The 13,837-nt window shown below is 75.9% G+C and carries 13 protein-coding genes; 9 read left to right on the forward strand and 4 right to left on the reverse strand.

The window, feature by feature from the left end; translation table 11 throughout:
* Positions 1-1,029: ergothioneine biosynthesis glutamate--cysteine ligase EgtA (gene egtA, locus MY526_RS04100; protein ID WP_436703300.1), on the reverse strand; the 1,029-nt coding region annotated here is incomplete at its 3' end.
* A gap of 153 nt (positions 1,030-1,182) precedes the next feature.
* On the opposite strand from egtA, the gene MY526_RS04105 reads away from it, so the two are divergent.
* From MY526_RS04105 to MY526_RS04120, 4 genes are all read left to right on the forward strand, one after another.
* Complete coding sequence (locus MY526_RS04105) at positions 1,183-2,493, forward strand: DUF309 domain-containing protein (RefSeq protein ID WP_436703301.1); 1,311 nt, start codon at positions 1,183-1,185, stop codon at positions 2,491-2,493.
* 4 nt (positions 2,494-2,497) lie between these two features.
* On the forward strand, positions 2,498-2,938 hold the full coding sequence (locus tag MY526_RS04110; RefSeq protein WP_436691145.1) for an SRPBCC domain-containing protein: 441 nt from the start codon (positions 2,498-2,500) through the stop codon (positions 2,936-2,938).
* Between the two features lie 55 nt (positions 2,939-2,993).
* Entirely contained in the window at positions 2,994-4,502 is a 1,509-nt protein-coding gene (locus MY526_RS04115; protein ID WP_436703302.1) for an NAD-dependent malic enzyme, read from the forward strand.
* Positions 4,503-4,638: 136 nt separating this feature from the next.
* Positions 4,639-5,493: an Fpg/Nei family DNA glycosylase gene (locus MY526_RS04120; RefSeq protein WP_436703303.1), complete on the forward strand. Its 855-nt coding sequence runs from the start codon at positions 4,639-4,641 to the stop codon at positions 5,491-5,493.
* Between the two features lie 42 nt (positions 5,494-5,535).
* Here the strand turns inward: MY526_RS04120 and MY526_RS04125 are convergent, their stop codons facing one another.
* A complete protein-coding gene (locus MY526_RS04125; RefSeq protein WP_436691139.1) occupies positions 5,536-6,750 on the reverse strand; it encodes an MBL fold metallo-hydrolase in 1,215 nt (404 codons plus the stop codon).
* 37 nt (positions 6,751-6,787) lie between these two features.
* Here MY526_RS04125 and MY526_RS04130 point away from each other — a divergent pair, with 37 nt between their 5' ends.
* On the forward strand, positions 6,788-6,967 hold the full coding sequence (locus MY526_RS04130; protein WP_436691137.1) for a hypothetical protein: 180 nt from the start codon (positions 6,788-6,790) through the stop codon (positions 6,965-6,967).
* A 3-nt stretch (positions 6,968-6,970) separates the two neighbouring features.
* Here the strand turns inward: MY526_RS04130 and MY526_RS04135 are convergent, their stop codons facing one another.
* Positions 6,971-8,278 carry a Rieske 2Fe-2S domain-containing protein gene (locus MY526_RS04135; RefSeq protein WP_436691135.1) on the reverse strand — a complete coding sequence of 436 codons (1,308 nt, stop codon included), beginning with the start codon at positions 8,276-8,278 and terminating at the stop codon, positions 6,971-6,973.
* Positions 8,279-8,436: 158 nt separating this feature from the next.
* Here MY526_RS04135 and MY526_RS04140 point away from each other — a divergent pair, with 158 nt between their 5' ends.
* The 4 genes from MY526_RS04140 (at position 8,437) to MY526_RS04155 (ending at position 13,090) form a co-directional block, all read left to right on the forward strand.
* A complete protein-coding gene (locus MY526_RS04140; RefSeq protein WP_436691133.1) occupies positions 8,437-8,841 on the forward strand; it encodes a DUF485 domain-containing protein in 405 nt (134 codons plus the stop codon).
* Positions 8,834-10,480 carry a solute symporter family protein gene (locus tag MY526_RS04145; protein WP_436691131.1) on the forward strand — a complete coding sequence of 549 codons (1,647 nt, stop codon included), beginning with the start codon at positions 8,834-8,836 and terminating at the stop codon, positions 10,478-10,480. Before MY526_RS04140 ends, MY526_RS04145 begins: the two co-directional genes overlap by 8 nt.
* Positions 10,481-10,661: 181 nt before the next feature.
* Positions 10,662-11,762 (forward strand): saccharopine dehydrogenase family protein, encoded by a 1,101-nt coding sequence (locus MY526_RS04150; protein ID WP_436691129.1) that lies wholly within the window; start codon positions 10,662-10,664, stop codon positions 11,760-11,762.
* On the forward strand, positions 11,759-13,090 hold the full coding sequence (locus MY526_RS04155) for a glutamate mutase L (RefSeq protein ID WP_436703304.1): 1,332 nt from the start codon (positions 11,759-11,761) through the stop codon (positions 13,088-13,090). Before MY526_RS04150 ends, MY526_RS04155 begins: the two co-directional genes overlap by 4 nt.
* On the opposite strand, the gene MY526_RS04160 is transcribed toward MY526_RS04155, so the two are convergent.
* On the reverse strand, positions 13,068-13,826 hold the full coding sequence (locus MY526_RS04160) for a VOC family protein (RefSeq protein ID WP_436691125.1): 759 nt from the start codon (positions 13,824-13,826) through the stop codon (positions 13,068-13,070). The two genes, MY526_RS04155 and MY526_RS04160, sit on opposite strands and share 23 nt — an antisense overlap.
* Positions 13,827-13,837: the final 11 nt, after the last annotated feature.

Genomic DNA, 13,837 nt, shown 5'->3' on the forward strand with positions numbered 1-13,837 from the left:
CCTTGAGGACGGCGTGCGGCCGGACCCCGAACAGCCCCGGGTCCCAGAGCACGAGGTCGGCGACGTCGCCGTCACCGCCGCGAGCGCCGGCCACCACGGCTCGGGCGCCGCGTCGAGGTAGCGGATCTCCAGGTAGCCGCGCGGCCGGACCGGGGGGAACAGCGTGGTCAGGTGGTAGTCCAGGTCCGCCGCGGTGGGCCGGCGGCCCCCCAGCGGCGCCGCCCCGGTGACCCACGCGCCGAACGGCACCCGCCCCCGCACCGGCGCGGCTCCGCCGGTGGTGGGGTCCCGGACGAGCATGACCGGCGCCGAGAGGGCGTACTCCGCCCACTCGCCGGCCGGGTCGGCGCCGCCCAGGAGCGGGCCGCACCGGGCCTGGTCGATCTCCCCCCACACCTGCTGGCGGTGCGACGCCCAGCCGGTCGCCCGGCCCGCGGCGAGCGGGGAGCAGGCGGAGACGGCGACCAGCACCGGCCCGAGCTGGTGGGCCAGCGCGACCCGCCGGCTCCACCCGCCCCGCGGACCGGCCTCCAGGTTGACCTGCAGCGACGCCGTGCCCGTCATCATCGCCGTCCCCGCCTCCGCGCAGCCGACGGCGGCGAAGTGCTCCTCCATCGCGGTGTAGCGGGCCTGCGGGCTGACCCGCCGCGGCGGGCGCACCGGGTCGGCGCCGACCGGCGCGACCCCGAGCCGCTCGGCGGCCAGGACGGCGGCCAGCGCGTCCCGGTCGGCGCGCAGCGCCGCCACCGCCTCGACGACGCCGGCCAGCGGCGGACCCGAGAGCTCCACCTGCCCGCCGGGCTCGAGGGTGACCCGGCTGCCGCCGGGCAGGGCGGGCAGCGCGTCGACGACTCGGCCGATCCGCGCCCACGGCACGCGGGTGGCCGGATCGGCGAGGTCGACCAGGTGGGCCTCGAGCTCCAGGCCGACGGCGCCCACCGGGCCGGGCCGCAGTGCCGCGCCGGCGACCTGCGCCGCGGCGGTCTCCAGGTCGAGCGCGACCGAGCGCTCCTCGATGACCGGGGCCACGGGCCCCACCCCCTCCAGGTCCGGACCGGTCGACGACGTCGACCGCGGGTCGGTGCGGGGGCGGCCCGTCGTGCGGCCGTCCTCGGTGCCCATCCTGCACGCGACCACCGACAGGACAAGGCCGTCGGCCGGGATCGGGGTCAGGATCGGGGGATGGACGCCGACCGCGACCGCGATCCCGCCGGCCGGGCGCGCAACGCCCGCCCCCGCGACGCCCTGGGTCGGCCGCTGCCGTACGGGGAGGCCGGGGTGGAGCGCGCCCCCGAGGGGCTGGTGCGTGCCCCGGCCGACGCCCTCGCCGAGGCGCAGCGGCTGCTGGACGCCGGCCGGCCGTTCCACGCCCACGAGGTGCTCGAGGACGCCTGGAAGTCCGCCCCGGAGGCCGAACGGCAGCTCTGGCGGGGCCTGGCGCAGCTCGCCGTCGGGCTGACCCACGTCGGCCGCGGCAACCCGCGCGGGGCGGCCACGCTGCTCGAGCGCGGCGCCGGCAACGTCGCGGCCTACGCCGCCGACCCGCCGCACGACGTCGACGCCCCCGGCCTGGTCGCCTGGGCCCGGGAGCTGGCGGCCGACCCCGACCGGGCGGGCGCCGGCGACGTCGCCCCGCGCCTCACGACCGCCCCGCCACTTCCGGGCCGGTGTGACGGAGGGCACACTGCGGGCATGACGGCCTCCACCGCCGCGCGGAGCCGCGAGGTCTGGGCGGCCGGCGACTACCAGAAGGTCGGTGTCCGGCTGGTGCCCTGCAGCGAGCAGCTCGTCGCCGACCTGGGCGTCCGTCCGGGCGACCGGGTGCTCGACGTCGGCGGCGGCACCGGCAACACGGCGCTGGCCGCCGCCCGCCGCGACGCCGAGGCGGTGTGCAGCGACCTCGTCCCCGAGCTGCTGGAGTACGCCCTCCGCCGGGCCGAGGTCGAGGGTCTGACCATCGGCACCGAGGTCGCCGACGCCGGAGAGCTGCCGTTCCCCGACGACTCCTTCGACGTCGTCGTCTCCACCTTCGGCGTGGTGTTCGCCGCCGACCCCGAGCAGGCCGCCCGGGAGCTGGTGCGGGTGCTCAGGCCGGGCGGCCGGCTGGGCCTGACCGCATGGCGGCCGGAGGCGCCCGGCGGGCGGCTGCTGGCACTGCTCGCCCGGCACGACCCGGAGGACGCCGCCGGAGAGCCGCTGCGGTGGGGGACGCCCGAGGGCGTGCAGGGGATCTTCGACCGCGGCGCGCTGCGCCAGGTGAAGCACAGCGAGCGGACCGTCGAGTTCACCGCCCCCTCGGTCGCGGCGCAGTGGCAGCGCTACCGGGACTGGTTCGGCCCGGTGCACGTGGCGTGGGAACGGCTCGACGACCTCGGGCGGGACGCCCTCGAGCGCGAGTTCAGCGACATGTGGGGGAGCTTCACCCGCGGCGGCGGGCCGGGGATCGTCGTCCCCAACACGTACCTGCAGGTCACGGGTGTGAAGGCCGGGTGACGGGATGAGGAGCTTCGAGGCGGCCGCCCGGATCGACGCGAGCCCCGAGCAGGTGTGGGCGGTGCTGGTCGACGTCGGCAGCTGGCGGGACTGGAACTCCGGCGTCGACCGGGTGGAGGGCCGGGTCGCGCTCGGGGAGCGGCTCACGCTCTACGCCACGATGATCCGCAGCCGCCCGTTCGTCGTGACCGTCACCGAGCTGCGCCCCGGCGAGGCCATGCGCTGGCGCGGCGGGCTGCCCCTCGGGGCCGCCGTCATCGAGCGCACCTACCGGCTCGACCGGCAGGAGGACGGCGGCACGGCGCTCACCGTCCGCGAGGACCACACCGGCCCGCTCGCCGGCCTGCTCGGGCGCACCACGCCGGACCTCAACCCGTCGTTCCGGCAGTTCTGCGACGGGCTCAAGGCCCGGGCCGAGGGCCGGGTGTCGCGGCCGCCGACCTGAGCCCCGGCCGACCGTTGTGACCGCAAGGGAGTCGGCACCCGGCAGGAGTGGGACGATGGCACCCGCCATGAGCACCGACACCGCAGCCACGCCCAGCACCGACGACACCGCCCTCGGCGGGCCGGCGACGCCGCCCCGCGGGCCGGTCACCTCGGCGTCCTACTCGATCACCGTCCGGCTCACCGCCGACGGCGACCCCGCCTCGATCGGCCGGATCGCCACGGCGGTCGGCACCGCCGGTGGCGCGGTCACCGCGATCGACGTCGTCGACTCCCGCTCCGACGGCCTGACCGTCGACGTCACCTGCTCGGCCGCGGACGCCGCGCACTCCGAGGAGATGGTCGACGCGCTGCGTTCCGTCCCCGGGGTGAAGGTCCGCAAGGTCAGCGACCGGACCTTCCTGCTGCACCTCGGCGGCAAGCTCGAGGTCGCCTCGAAGGTGCCGCTGAAGACCCGCGACGACCTGTCGATGGCCTACACGCCCGGCGTCGCGCGGGTGTGCCTCGCGCTGGCGGACAACCCCGACGACGTCCGCCGGCTGACGATCAAGGGCAACACCGTCGCCGTCGTCACCGACGGCTCCGCGGTGCTGGGCCTCGGCGACATCGGCCCGGGCGCGGCGATGCCGGTCATGGAGGGCAAGGCCGTCCTGTTCAAGCGGTTCGCCGACATCGACGCGTGGCCGATCTGCCTGGACACCCAGGACGTCGACGAGATCGTGCGCACCGTCGAGCTGATCGCCCCCGGCTTCGGCGGCATCAACCTCGAGGACATCGCCGCGCCGCGCTGCTTCGAGATCGAGGCCCGGCTGCGCGAGAAGCTCGACATCCCGGTCTTCCACGACGACCAGCACGGGACGGCGATCGTCGCGCTGGCCGCACTGCGCAACGCCCTGCGGGTCGTGGACAAGCGGCTCGAGGACGTGAAGATCGTCGTCGCCGGCGGCGGTGCGGCCGGGACGGCGATCGTGCACCTCATGCTCAAGGCCGGCGCCCGCCGCGTGCTGGTGTGGGACCGCGAGGGCATCCTCTCGCCCGACGACGAGCGGCTCTCCCCGGCCAAGCGCGAGCTGGCCGCGCGCACCAACCCCGACGGCGTGCGCGGCGAGCTGCCCGACGCCCTCGACGGCGCCGACGTCTTCATCGGGGTCAGCGCGGGCAACGTGCTGCGCCCGGAGGACCTCGCCCGGATGGCGTCGGACGCCGTCGTCTTCCCGATGGCCAACCCGACGCCGGAGGTCGACCCGGTCCGCGCCCGGCAGTACGCCGCCGTCGTCGCCTCCGGCCGCTCCGACCTGCCGAACCAGATCAACAACGTGCTCGCGTTCCCCGGCGTGTTCCGCGGCCTGCTCGACGCGCGGGCCCGGGAGATCAGCGACGGCATGCTGCTGGCGGCGGCCGAGGCGATCGCCGCGGTGGTCCGCGACGACCAGCTCAACGCCAACTACATCATCCCGAGCGTGTTCGACCCCGCCGTCACGCAGGCGGTCGCCGCCGCGGTCGCCGACCAGGCCCGGCACGAGCCCGGCGCCACCGCCCCGGTCAGCGACGACGACACCGACTGAGAAAGGACCCCGTCCCACTCACCCCTCGCAGGCTCGGGGCGAGCCTCCGGACGGGGCCGCGACGGCGCCGGTTTCCGCGGAAACCGCCCGGATCGGGGGACGGCGGGGACGGCGCTGAGCAGGGCATCATGACCCGGTGCCCGAGCTGCCCGAGGTGGAGGCGCTGACCGCGTTCCTCCGCGACAACGCCGTCGGCAAGGTGGTGACGAGGGTCGACCTGGCCGCCGTCCAGGCGATCAAGACCTTCGACCCGCCGCTGTCCGCGCTGGCGGGACTGGAGCTGACCGGCGTCGCGCGGCACGGGAAGTTCCTCGACCTCGACGTCTCCGGGCTGCACCTCGTCGTCCACCTGGCGCGGGCCGGCTGGCTGCACTGGCGCACCGGGCTCCCGGCCGCCCCGCCCAAGCCGGGCAAGGGCCCGCTGGCCCTGCGGGTGCACCTCGACGACGGCAACGGCTTCGACCTCACCGAGCAGGGCACCCGCAAGGGCCTGGCGGTGTACGTCGTCCGGACGCCGGCCGAGGTGCCCGGCATCGCCCGGCTGGGCCCCGACGCGCTCGCCGTCGACCGCGAGCAGTTCGCGGCGCTGCTCGGCGGGCGCTCCGGCCAGCTCAAGGGCACCCTCACCGACCAGACCGTGATCGCCGGCATCGGCAACGCCTACTCCGACGAGATCCTGCACGCCGCCCGGCTGTCGCCGTTCAAGATGGCCAACCGGATCGACGACGACGAGCTGATCCGGCTCTACGACGCGATGCGGGCGACGCTCACCGACGCGCTCGACCGTCAGGTCGGCCAGCGGGCGGCGACGATGAAGGGCGAGAAGCGCTCGGGGCTGCAGGTGCACGCCCGCACCGGGCTGCCGTGCCCGGTCTGCGGCGACACCGTCCGCGAGGTGAGCTTCGCCGACACCTCGCTGCAGTACTGCCCGACCTGCCAGACCGGCGGCAAGCCGCTGGCCGACCGGCGGATGTCCAAGCTGCTGCGCTGAGCGGGGTCGCTGGAGTGCGGACACGCCGCCGAGCGACTCCGCTCAGCCCTGCCGCCGGGCCACCAGCCAGGACGCCGCCCGTGCCAGCACCGAGCTGCCCGCCCCGGCGTCGCCGTCCACCTCCGGCTCGTCGGCGGCCGACCCGACCGACGTCCACCAGTCGGTGAGCCGCGGCGGCGCCAGGACGTCGACCCGCTCGCCCGGCCGCGGCACCGCCACCTGCACCTCCGACCGCTGCGCCGCGGCGCACAGCCGCTGCACCGGCTCGGCCCAGCGGTGGAACGCCAGGTTGAACGTCGCCCAGTGGATCGGCACGAGCAGGCCCCCGCCGAGGTCCCCGTGGGCGCGGACGGCCTCCTCCGGCGTCATGTGGATGTACTGCCAGGCGTCGTTGTAGGCGCCGATCGGCAGCAGCGTCAGGTCGAACGGGCCCAGGCGGGCGCCGATGGCGGCGAAGGTGGGCGTGTAGCCGGTGTCGCCGCCGAAGAACGCCCGGTGCCGCGGCCCGGAGATCACCCAGGAGGCCCACAGCGTGGTGTCCCGGGCGAAGAACCGGCCGGAGAAGTGCCGCGCCTCGGTGCAGGTCAGCGTCAGCCCCGCGACGGTGGCCGCGCCCTCCCAGTCCAGCTCGACGATCCGCTCCTCCGGCACGCCCCAGCCGCGCAGGTGGGCGCCGATCCCCAGCGGTACGACGAACGGCGCGGTCTGGGTCCGCACCAGCTCACGGACGGTGGGCAGGTCGAGGTGGTCGTAGTGGTCGTGCGAGACGAGGACGGCGTCCACCCGCGGCAGGTCGGCGAGCGGCCCCGGCGCCGGGTGGAGGCGGGTCGGGCCGAGCAGGGGGGACGGCGAGACGCGCTCGCCCCACACCGGGTCGACCAGCACCCGGCGCCCGTCGACCTCGATGAGCGCGCTGGAGTGGCCGAACCAGGTCACCGCGAGCTCGGCCGCCTCCGCGGGGAGCTCCGGGCGCACCAGCGGCACCGGGCGCGCCGGCAGCCCGGTGTGCCGCTCCTCGTGCATCTGGCGGAGCAGGCCGCGGCGGGCGCTGGCCGGCGGCAGCGACGGGGTGGCGACCCGGTTGTGGAAGCGGCCCTCCGAGAACTGCGGCGACCCGACGACGTACGGCCGCACCTCCCGCCGGCTGGCGCCGAGCGCGGTCGGCAGCCCCCAGGCGGCACGTGTCACCCAGGCGGCCGGCCCGGCGAGGGTGGCGACGACGGCGAGTGCGGTGCGGAGGGCAGCGGGGGACGGCACGCCCGCCAGCATCCCAGCCCGCGGCCATGATGTGCCGGTGACGTCCGACGAGCCCGCGCCCGCTCCGCTCCGACCGGGGTCGCGCCGTCCCGCCGAGCCGGAGGGCGGCGACCCGGCCTGCTGGCTGCAGCGGGTCTGCCCGGCCTGCGGGCGGATGGCCGAGGAGGACCCGCCCACGCGGTGCGCGGCGTGCGGGGAGCCGCTGCCCGCGGAGTGACCGTCACGCGGCTCCGCGCAGCCCGGAGGCGGCCCGCACGAAGTCGCAGAGCGCCTGCCGCAGCGCGACACCGGGCCGGTCCGCCCGCACGTGCAGCTCGTCCCGCGTGCTCAGCGGCAGTCCGGCGTCGGGCAGCCGGGCCTGGAGCGCGAGGTCCTCGGCGAGCACCGCCCGCTGGATGGCCACCTCGCGGGCGAGCAGGTCGGGGCCGGGCAGCCGCTCGCCGGGGCCGGCCGACATGAGCATCCGGGTGTAGACGCGGGTCGAGTCCGCGTCCTCGGGCTGCAGCAGGCACAGGATCGTGGTGACGGCCCCGGAGTCCGGCGAGTCCAGCCGCAGCCGCAGCTGGAAGGGCACCCGGTAGGTGTAGGTGGCCCGGCGCCGCACCGGCGCCCCGTCGACGCCGTCGGGGTGGTGCGGCGTCTCGTACGCCCGCTCCAGCTCGGCCCGGAAGCCGCCGTCCTCGGGGACGACCGCGAACGGGGGGACCTCCGCGGCCTCCGGTGGGCCGCCGATCCGGCTGTGCACGAACGGGGCGTGCGCGACGTCGAAGAAGGTGTCGGCCAGCGGTCCCGCCGGGCCGGGCGAGCGCACCGGTGTCAGCCAGGTGCTCACGAACCGCCGGTCGGCGTCCTCGGGCACCTCCAGCGGCAGGTCGCGCGGCTCGGCCGGGGCCAGCCACACCACTCCGAGGCGCTCGCGGACGCCGTACGCGGGCGGGTCGACGTCCAGGCCGGACCGCGTCCGGCGGATCATCCAGGTGCGGCCCAGCAGCCGCACCTGCAGCCAGCCGCCCGGGAGCAGTTCGCGGGAGAGCGCCACCGGGTGCCAGGCGCCGTCCAGCGCCGGGTCGAGGTTGCCGAGCACCGGGCCGTCGGGAGCGGGGACCCCGGGCGCCGGCTCCACCGTCGCCGCTCCGGCCGGCCGCGGCGGCACGGGGACGGTGGTGCGCTCCGGTGCCAGCCAGACCCAGCCGTGCCGCTCCTCCACCGCCCAGGGCACGGTGAGGTCGGCCCGCGGGGGCGGCGTCCCCTCGGCGCCCAGGGACGGGATGGAGACGCAGCGGCCCTCGCCGTCGAACTGCCAGCCGTGGTACGGGCACTGCAGCCGTCCGTCGACGACCTCCCCCGCCGCCAGCGGCACCAGCCGGTGCGGGCAGCGGGCCGGGAACGCGCTCACCTCGCCGCCGGGGCGCAGCCGGACCACGACGTACTCCTGTCCGCCGGCGCCCACCGCCACCGGCCGCGTCCCGACGTCGTCGGCCCGCGCCACCGGGAACCACCCCGTCGACCTGCCTGCAGATGTGGCCATGACCCATTGCACCGTCGGCGCGTTCCCGCACGGTTACGCCGAACAGACGGTCGTGACACGGATAGGTCTCGATGAGGAGACGACGGCGGGAGCCCTCTCTACAGTGATCCCGATCACGATTCCGCTGGTCACCGGGGGCCTACAGGGGAGGACGCACCGTGACACAACCAGACGAGCGCAGGTTGCTGACACCGGAGGAGTACCGCGAGGCCCAGGACTCGCCGGAGTTCACGGAGCTGAAGCGGCGCTTCCGGCGCTTCGCCTTCCCCATGACCGTCGCCTTCCTGAGCTGGTACCTGCTCTACGTCCTGCTCTCGACCTACGCACCGGACCTCATGTCCACCCGGGTCTTCGGCAACGTCAACCTCGGCATCCTCCTGGGGCTGCTGCAGTTCGTGACGACGTTCGTCATCACCCACCTGTACGTCGCGCACGCGAACCGGCAGACCGACCCCATCGCCGACGAGATGCGCGAGCGCCTCGAGCACCACGAGTACGCGCGCGGTGACCGCGGTGACCGCGGCGACGGCCCGACCCTGACCAAGGGCGGCACCCGTGGCTGACGCGATCCTCGCCGCCGACTCGGGCACCATCGGCGAGCCGGCCGTCAACATCTCGATCTTCGCGGTCTTCGTCGCGATCACGCTGGTCATCACGTTCCGGGCCAGCCGCACCAACAAGAGCGCCGCCGACTACTACGCGGCCGGCCGCAACATCAGCGGCACCCAGAACGGGCTCGCGATCGCCGGCGACTACCTGTCCGCGGCCTCGTTCCTCGGCATCGCCGGCGCGATCGCGGTCTTCGGCTACGACGGGTTCCTCTACTCGATCGGCTTCCTCGTCGCCTGGCTGGTGGCGCTGCTGCTGGTCGCCGAGCTGATGCGCAACACCGCGCGCTTCACGATGGCCGACGTCCTGGCCTTCCGGATGCGGCAGGGACCGGTCCGGACGGCGGCGGCGATCTCCACCCTCGCGGTCTCGCTGTTCTACCTGCTGGCGCAGATGTCCGGCGCCGGCGGCCTGGTGACCCTGCTGCTCGGGGTCACCGGCGAGGCGGCGCAGGCGCTGGTCGTCGTCCTCGTGGGCGCGCTCATGATCATCTACGTGCTGGTCGGCGGCATGCGCGGCACCACGTACGTGCAGATCATCAAGGCCTCGCTGCTGATCGCCGGCGCGCTGGTCATGACCCTGTGGGTGCTCGCCCAGTTCGGTTTCAGCCTGTCGGCGCTGCTCGGCGCCTCGGTGGAGAACGCCGTCGAAGGCCGCGACGTCCTCGCCCCCGGCGCGCAGTACGGCGCGACGAGCACGTCCAAGCTGGACTTCGTCTCCCTCGGCCTGGCCCTGGTGCTCGGGACGGCGGGCCTGCCGCACGTGCTCATGCGCTTCTACACGGTGCCCACGGCCAAGGACGCCCGACGCTCGGTCGTGTGGGCGATCTGGCTGATCGGCATCTTCTACCTGTTCAGCCTGGTGATCGGCTACGGGGCGGGTGCGCTCGTCGGCCCAGAGAGGATCCTGGGCGCGCCGGGGGCGGTGAACGCGGCGGCACCGCTGCTGGCGTTCGAGCTCGGTGGCACGGTGCTGCTCGGCATCATCGCCGGCGTCGCGTTCGCCACGATCCTCGCGGTCGTCGCGGGCCTGACCATCACCGCGTCGGCCTCGTTCGCGCACGACGTCTACGCATCGGTGATCAAGAAGGGCAAGGTGGCGCCGAACGGAGAGGTGCGGGTCGCCCGCATCACCGCGATCATCATCGGCGCCATCTCGATCGGGCTGGGGATCCTGGCGCTCCAGGCCGGGCTGAACATCGCCTTCCTGGTGGCGCTGGCGTTCGCCGTCGCCGCGTCGGCGAACCTGCCGACCATCCTCTACACGCTGTTCTGGAAGCGCTTCACCACCCAGGGCGCGCTGTGGTCGATGTACGGCGGGCTGATCGCCTGTATCACCCTGATCATCTTCTCGCCGGTGGTGTCGGGGGCGCCGATCGTCGAGGCGACGGGCAAGAGCACCTCACTGCTCCAGGACGTCGACTTCTCCTGGTTCCCGCTCAGCAACCCGGGCCTGGTGTCCATCCCGCTGTCGTTCTTCCTCGGCTGGCTGGGCACGGTCCTGTCCAAGGAGCGGCCGAACGAGGAGAAGTGGGCCGAGCTCGAGGTGCGGGCGCTCACCGGCATCGGTGCGGAGAAGGCCGTCCAGCACTGAGCAGCCGAGGCGCGCGTCCCCGTGTGGGGCGCGCGCCTCGCGCGTCGCCGTCGGCGGTTTCCGCGGAAACCGCCGGGGCCGGGGCGCTCCGCTGGGCTGCTGCGGAAAGGGTCCGGCTCGATGACGCCGCCGCCCCGCCACCCGGAACGGTGATCGACAGTCGCGGGCTAGGGTCGCCAGGGTGACCGCCCGCATCGTCCTCTTCGGCGCGACCGGCTACACGGGGGGCCGGACGGCGGAGGCGCTCGTGGCCCGCGGTGCGCGGCCGGTGCTCGCCGGCCGCGATCCCGACCGGCTGGCGGGGACGGCCGAGCGGCTCGGCGGCCTGGAGACCGCACGCGCGGACGCCGCCGACCCGGCCTCGGTGCGGGCGCTGCTCGGCGACGGCGACGTCCTGGTCAGCACCGTCGGGCCGTTCCTCCGGCTGGGCTGGCCCGCGGTCGAGGCCGCCGTCGACGCCGGCGCGGTCTACCTGGACTCCACCGGCGAGCCGCCGTTCCTGCGCCGGGTGTTCGAGCGGGCCGGTCCCCGCGCGGCGGTCACCGGCGCGACCCTGGTGCCGGCCTTCGGGCTGGACTACGTCCCCGGCGTGCTCGCCGGCGCGCTGGCGCTGACCGAGGCCGGCGACCGGGCGCACCGCGTCGACGTCGGGTACGCCCTCGACGGCACCTCCGGGCAGGCCTTCTCCCGCGGCACGCTGGTCTCGCTGATGGGGGTGCTGCTCGAGCCCGGCCCCGTGTTCACCGGCGGCCGGCTGGCGCAGGAGGTCGCCGGACGGCGGTTGTGGCGGTTCGAGGCCGCCGGCCGACCCCGCCGCGGGCTGTCGATCGGCGGCTCCGAGCACCTCACCCTGCCCGACCTCGCCCCGACGCTGCAGGAGGTCGGCGTCCACCTGGACTGGTTCGGCGCGCTCACCCCGGTCGCGCACCGGCTGGCCCCGCTGGCGGCCGCCGCGGGCCGGCTGCCGCTGGCCCATCACGGCACGCGGTGGCTGGCCTCGCTGGTGGGCGGCCGGGTTGCCGAGGGGCCGTCGGAGCGCACCCTCGCCGAGGCCAGCACCCGCGCGGTCGCCGAGGTCCGGGACCGGTCGGGCGCCCTGGTCAGCCGGGTGGAGCTGGCCGGACCCGAGCCGTACGGGCTGACCGCCGAGCTGCTGGCCTGGGGTGCCACGCACGCCGCCGAGCACGGGGCGCGGGACGCCGGCGCGCTGGGCCCGGTGCAGGCCTTCGGGCTGGGAGCGCTGACCGCCGGCGCGGCCGAGGCCGGGCTGCACCGCGAGTGAGCGCCGTCGCCTGCGTCGACATCGGCTCCACCTGGACCAAGGCCGCTCTCGTCGGGCTGCCCGCGGGCGAGCTGCTGGCCACCGCGCAGGCGCCGACTGATCCCGAGGACGTCGTCCGCGGGGTGCTCGCCGCGCTCGCCGACCTCCCCGACGCGCCGGTGCTCGCCTGTTCCAGCGCCGGCGGGGGACTGCGGCTGGCGGTGGTCGGCTACGAGGAGCTGATCAGCGCCGAGGCCGGGCACCGCGCCGCGCTGTCGGCCGGGGCGCGGGTGGTGCACGTGGCCGCGGGCCCGCTGGACGACGCCGGGCTGGCGGCGCTGGCCGAGGTCGCGCCGGACGTCGTCCTGCTGGTCGGCGGCACCGACGGCGGAGAGGCCTCGGTGCTGCGGCACAACGCGGTGGCACTGGCCTCTTCGGCGCCGCTGCAGGGACCCAGCGCGAGCGTGCGAGCGCTGGGGGGCAGCGGGGTCCTTCGTGGGTCCGTCCCGGTCGTGCTGGCCGGGAACGCCGCGGTGCGGGACGAGGTGGCCGCCGTGCTGCGGACCGGCGGGCTGCCGGTGACCGAGGCGGACAACGTGCTGCCCGACATCGGCCGGCTGGCCCCCGAGTCGGCGCGGGCGGCGATCCGGGAGGTGTTCCTCCGGCACGTCATCGGCGGCGACCGGCTCTCGACCGACCCGCGGCTGGTCCAGTGGGTGCGCACGGTGACGCCGGACGCCGTGCTGGCGGGGGTGAGCGTGCTCGCGGCCGCCCGGTCGAGGACGGAGGAGCCCGGCGTGGTCGTGCTGGACGTCGGCGGCGCGACCACCGACGTGTACTGCGTGCCCGACCCCGACGCGGAGCAGGCGACCCTGGGCCGCGAGGCGGTCGGCGTGCCCGCGGCGCGGCGCACCGTCGAGGGCGACCTCGGCGTGGCCGCGAGTGCAGAGGTGCTGCGTTCGGCCGCCGCCGCGGAGCAGCTCCCGGTGCCCGGCGACGACCCGCTGGACCGGGGCGTCGCGGCGGCGATCATCGCGCTGCGCCGGCACCTGCGCGCAGAGGCGGCGTACGGGCCCGGCGGGGCCGGTGCGCGCACCTGCGGCCTCGTCGTCCTCTCCGGCGGGGTGTTCCGGCACGCCGGGCCGGTCGCGCTGGAGGAGGCGGTCGCCCGGGTGGCCGCCGACCGCGGCGGAGCCGGCGGCGTGCTGGCCGGCGCGCGCGTCGTCGTCGACCGGCGGTACGTGCTCGCCGCTGCCGGGCTGCTGGCCGGTGAGCACCCCGGTGCCGCGGCCGGGCTGGTCACCACGCTGGAGGCCGCGGACGCGGTCAGCTCGGCGGCCGGGCGATGACCGCGAACTCCGCGCCGAACGGGTCGACGACGGTGGCCATCCGCCCGTAGACGAAGTCCTCGGCGCCCGGGGACGTCCCACCGGCCCCGACCGCCGCGCGCACCGCCGCGTCGGTGTCGGCCACCTCGAACACCGTGCTCCAGGCCGAGGCCGGTGCACCCGGAGCGCCCATGATCCCGCCGACCTCGTGGCCGTCGGGCCGGCGCAGGAAGGTGAAGTCGAAGTCGGGCAGGTCGGGGTTGCCGTCGAGGGTGAAGCCGAACACCCGCGCGTAGAACGCCCGAGCCGGCTCCGGGTCGGGCGTGACCAGGTCGTTGCGGACCAGCGATCCCGGTTCGTTGACCACCTGGCAGCCGACGTGGTCGCGGCCCTGCCACAGCCCGACGCGGGCGCCGACCGGGTCGCGGACCATCGCCATCCGGCCCTGGGTCAGCACGTCGTCCGGTTCCTGGAGCAGCGTGCCGCCGGCCTCGCGCACCAGCGCGGCGGTGGCGTCGCAGTCCGGCGTGGCCAGGTAGACGTCCCACGCCGGGGTGCGCGCGGGGTCGACGAAGACGGCCGCGGCCGGCCGGCCACGCAGCAGGCAGGTCGTGTACGAGCCGTACTCCTCCGGGCCGACGCGGAACTCCCAGCCGAACACCGCGCCGTAGAAGTCCAGCGCCGGCTGCAGGTCGGGCACGGCGAGATCGACCCAGGTCGGCGTCCCGAGGGGCTGGTTGGTGTCGACGTCGGGCACGTGCGTCTCCT

Origin of the sequence: Geodermatophilus sp. CPCC 205761 (assembly GCF_051383655.1) — a bacterium.
Classification (GTDB): domain Bacteria; phylum Actinomycetota; class Actinomycetes; order Mycobacteriales; family Geodermatophilaceae; genus Geodermatophilus.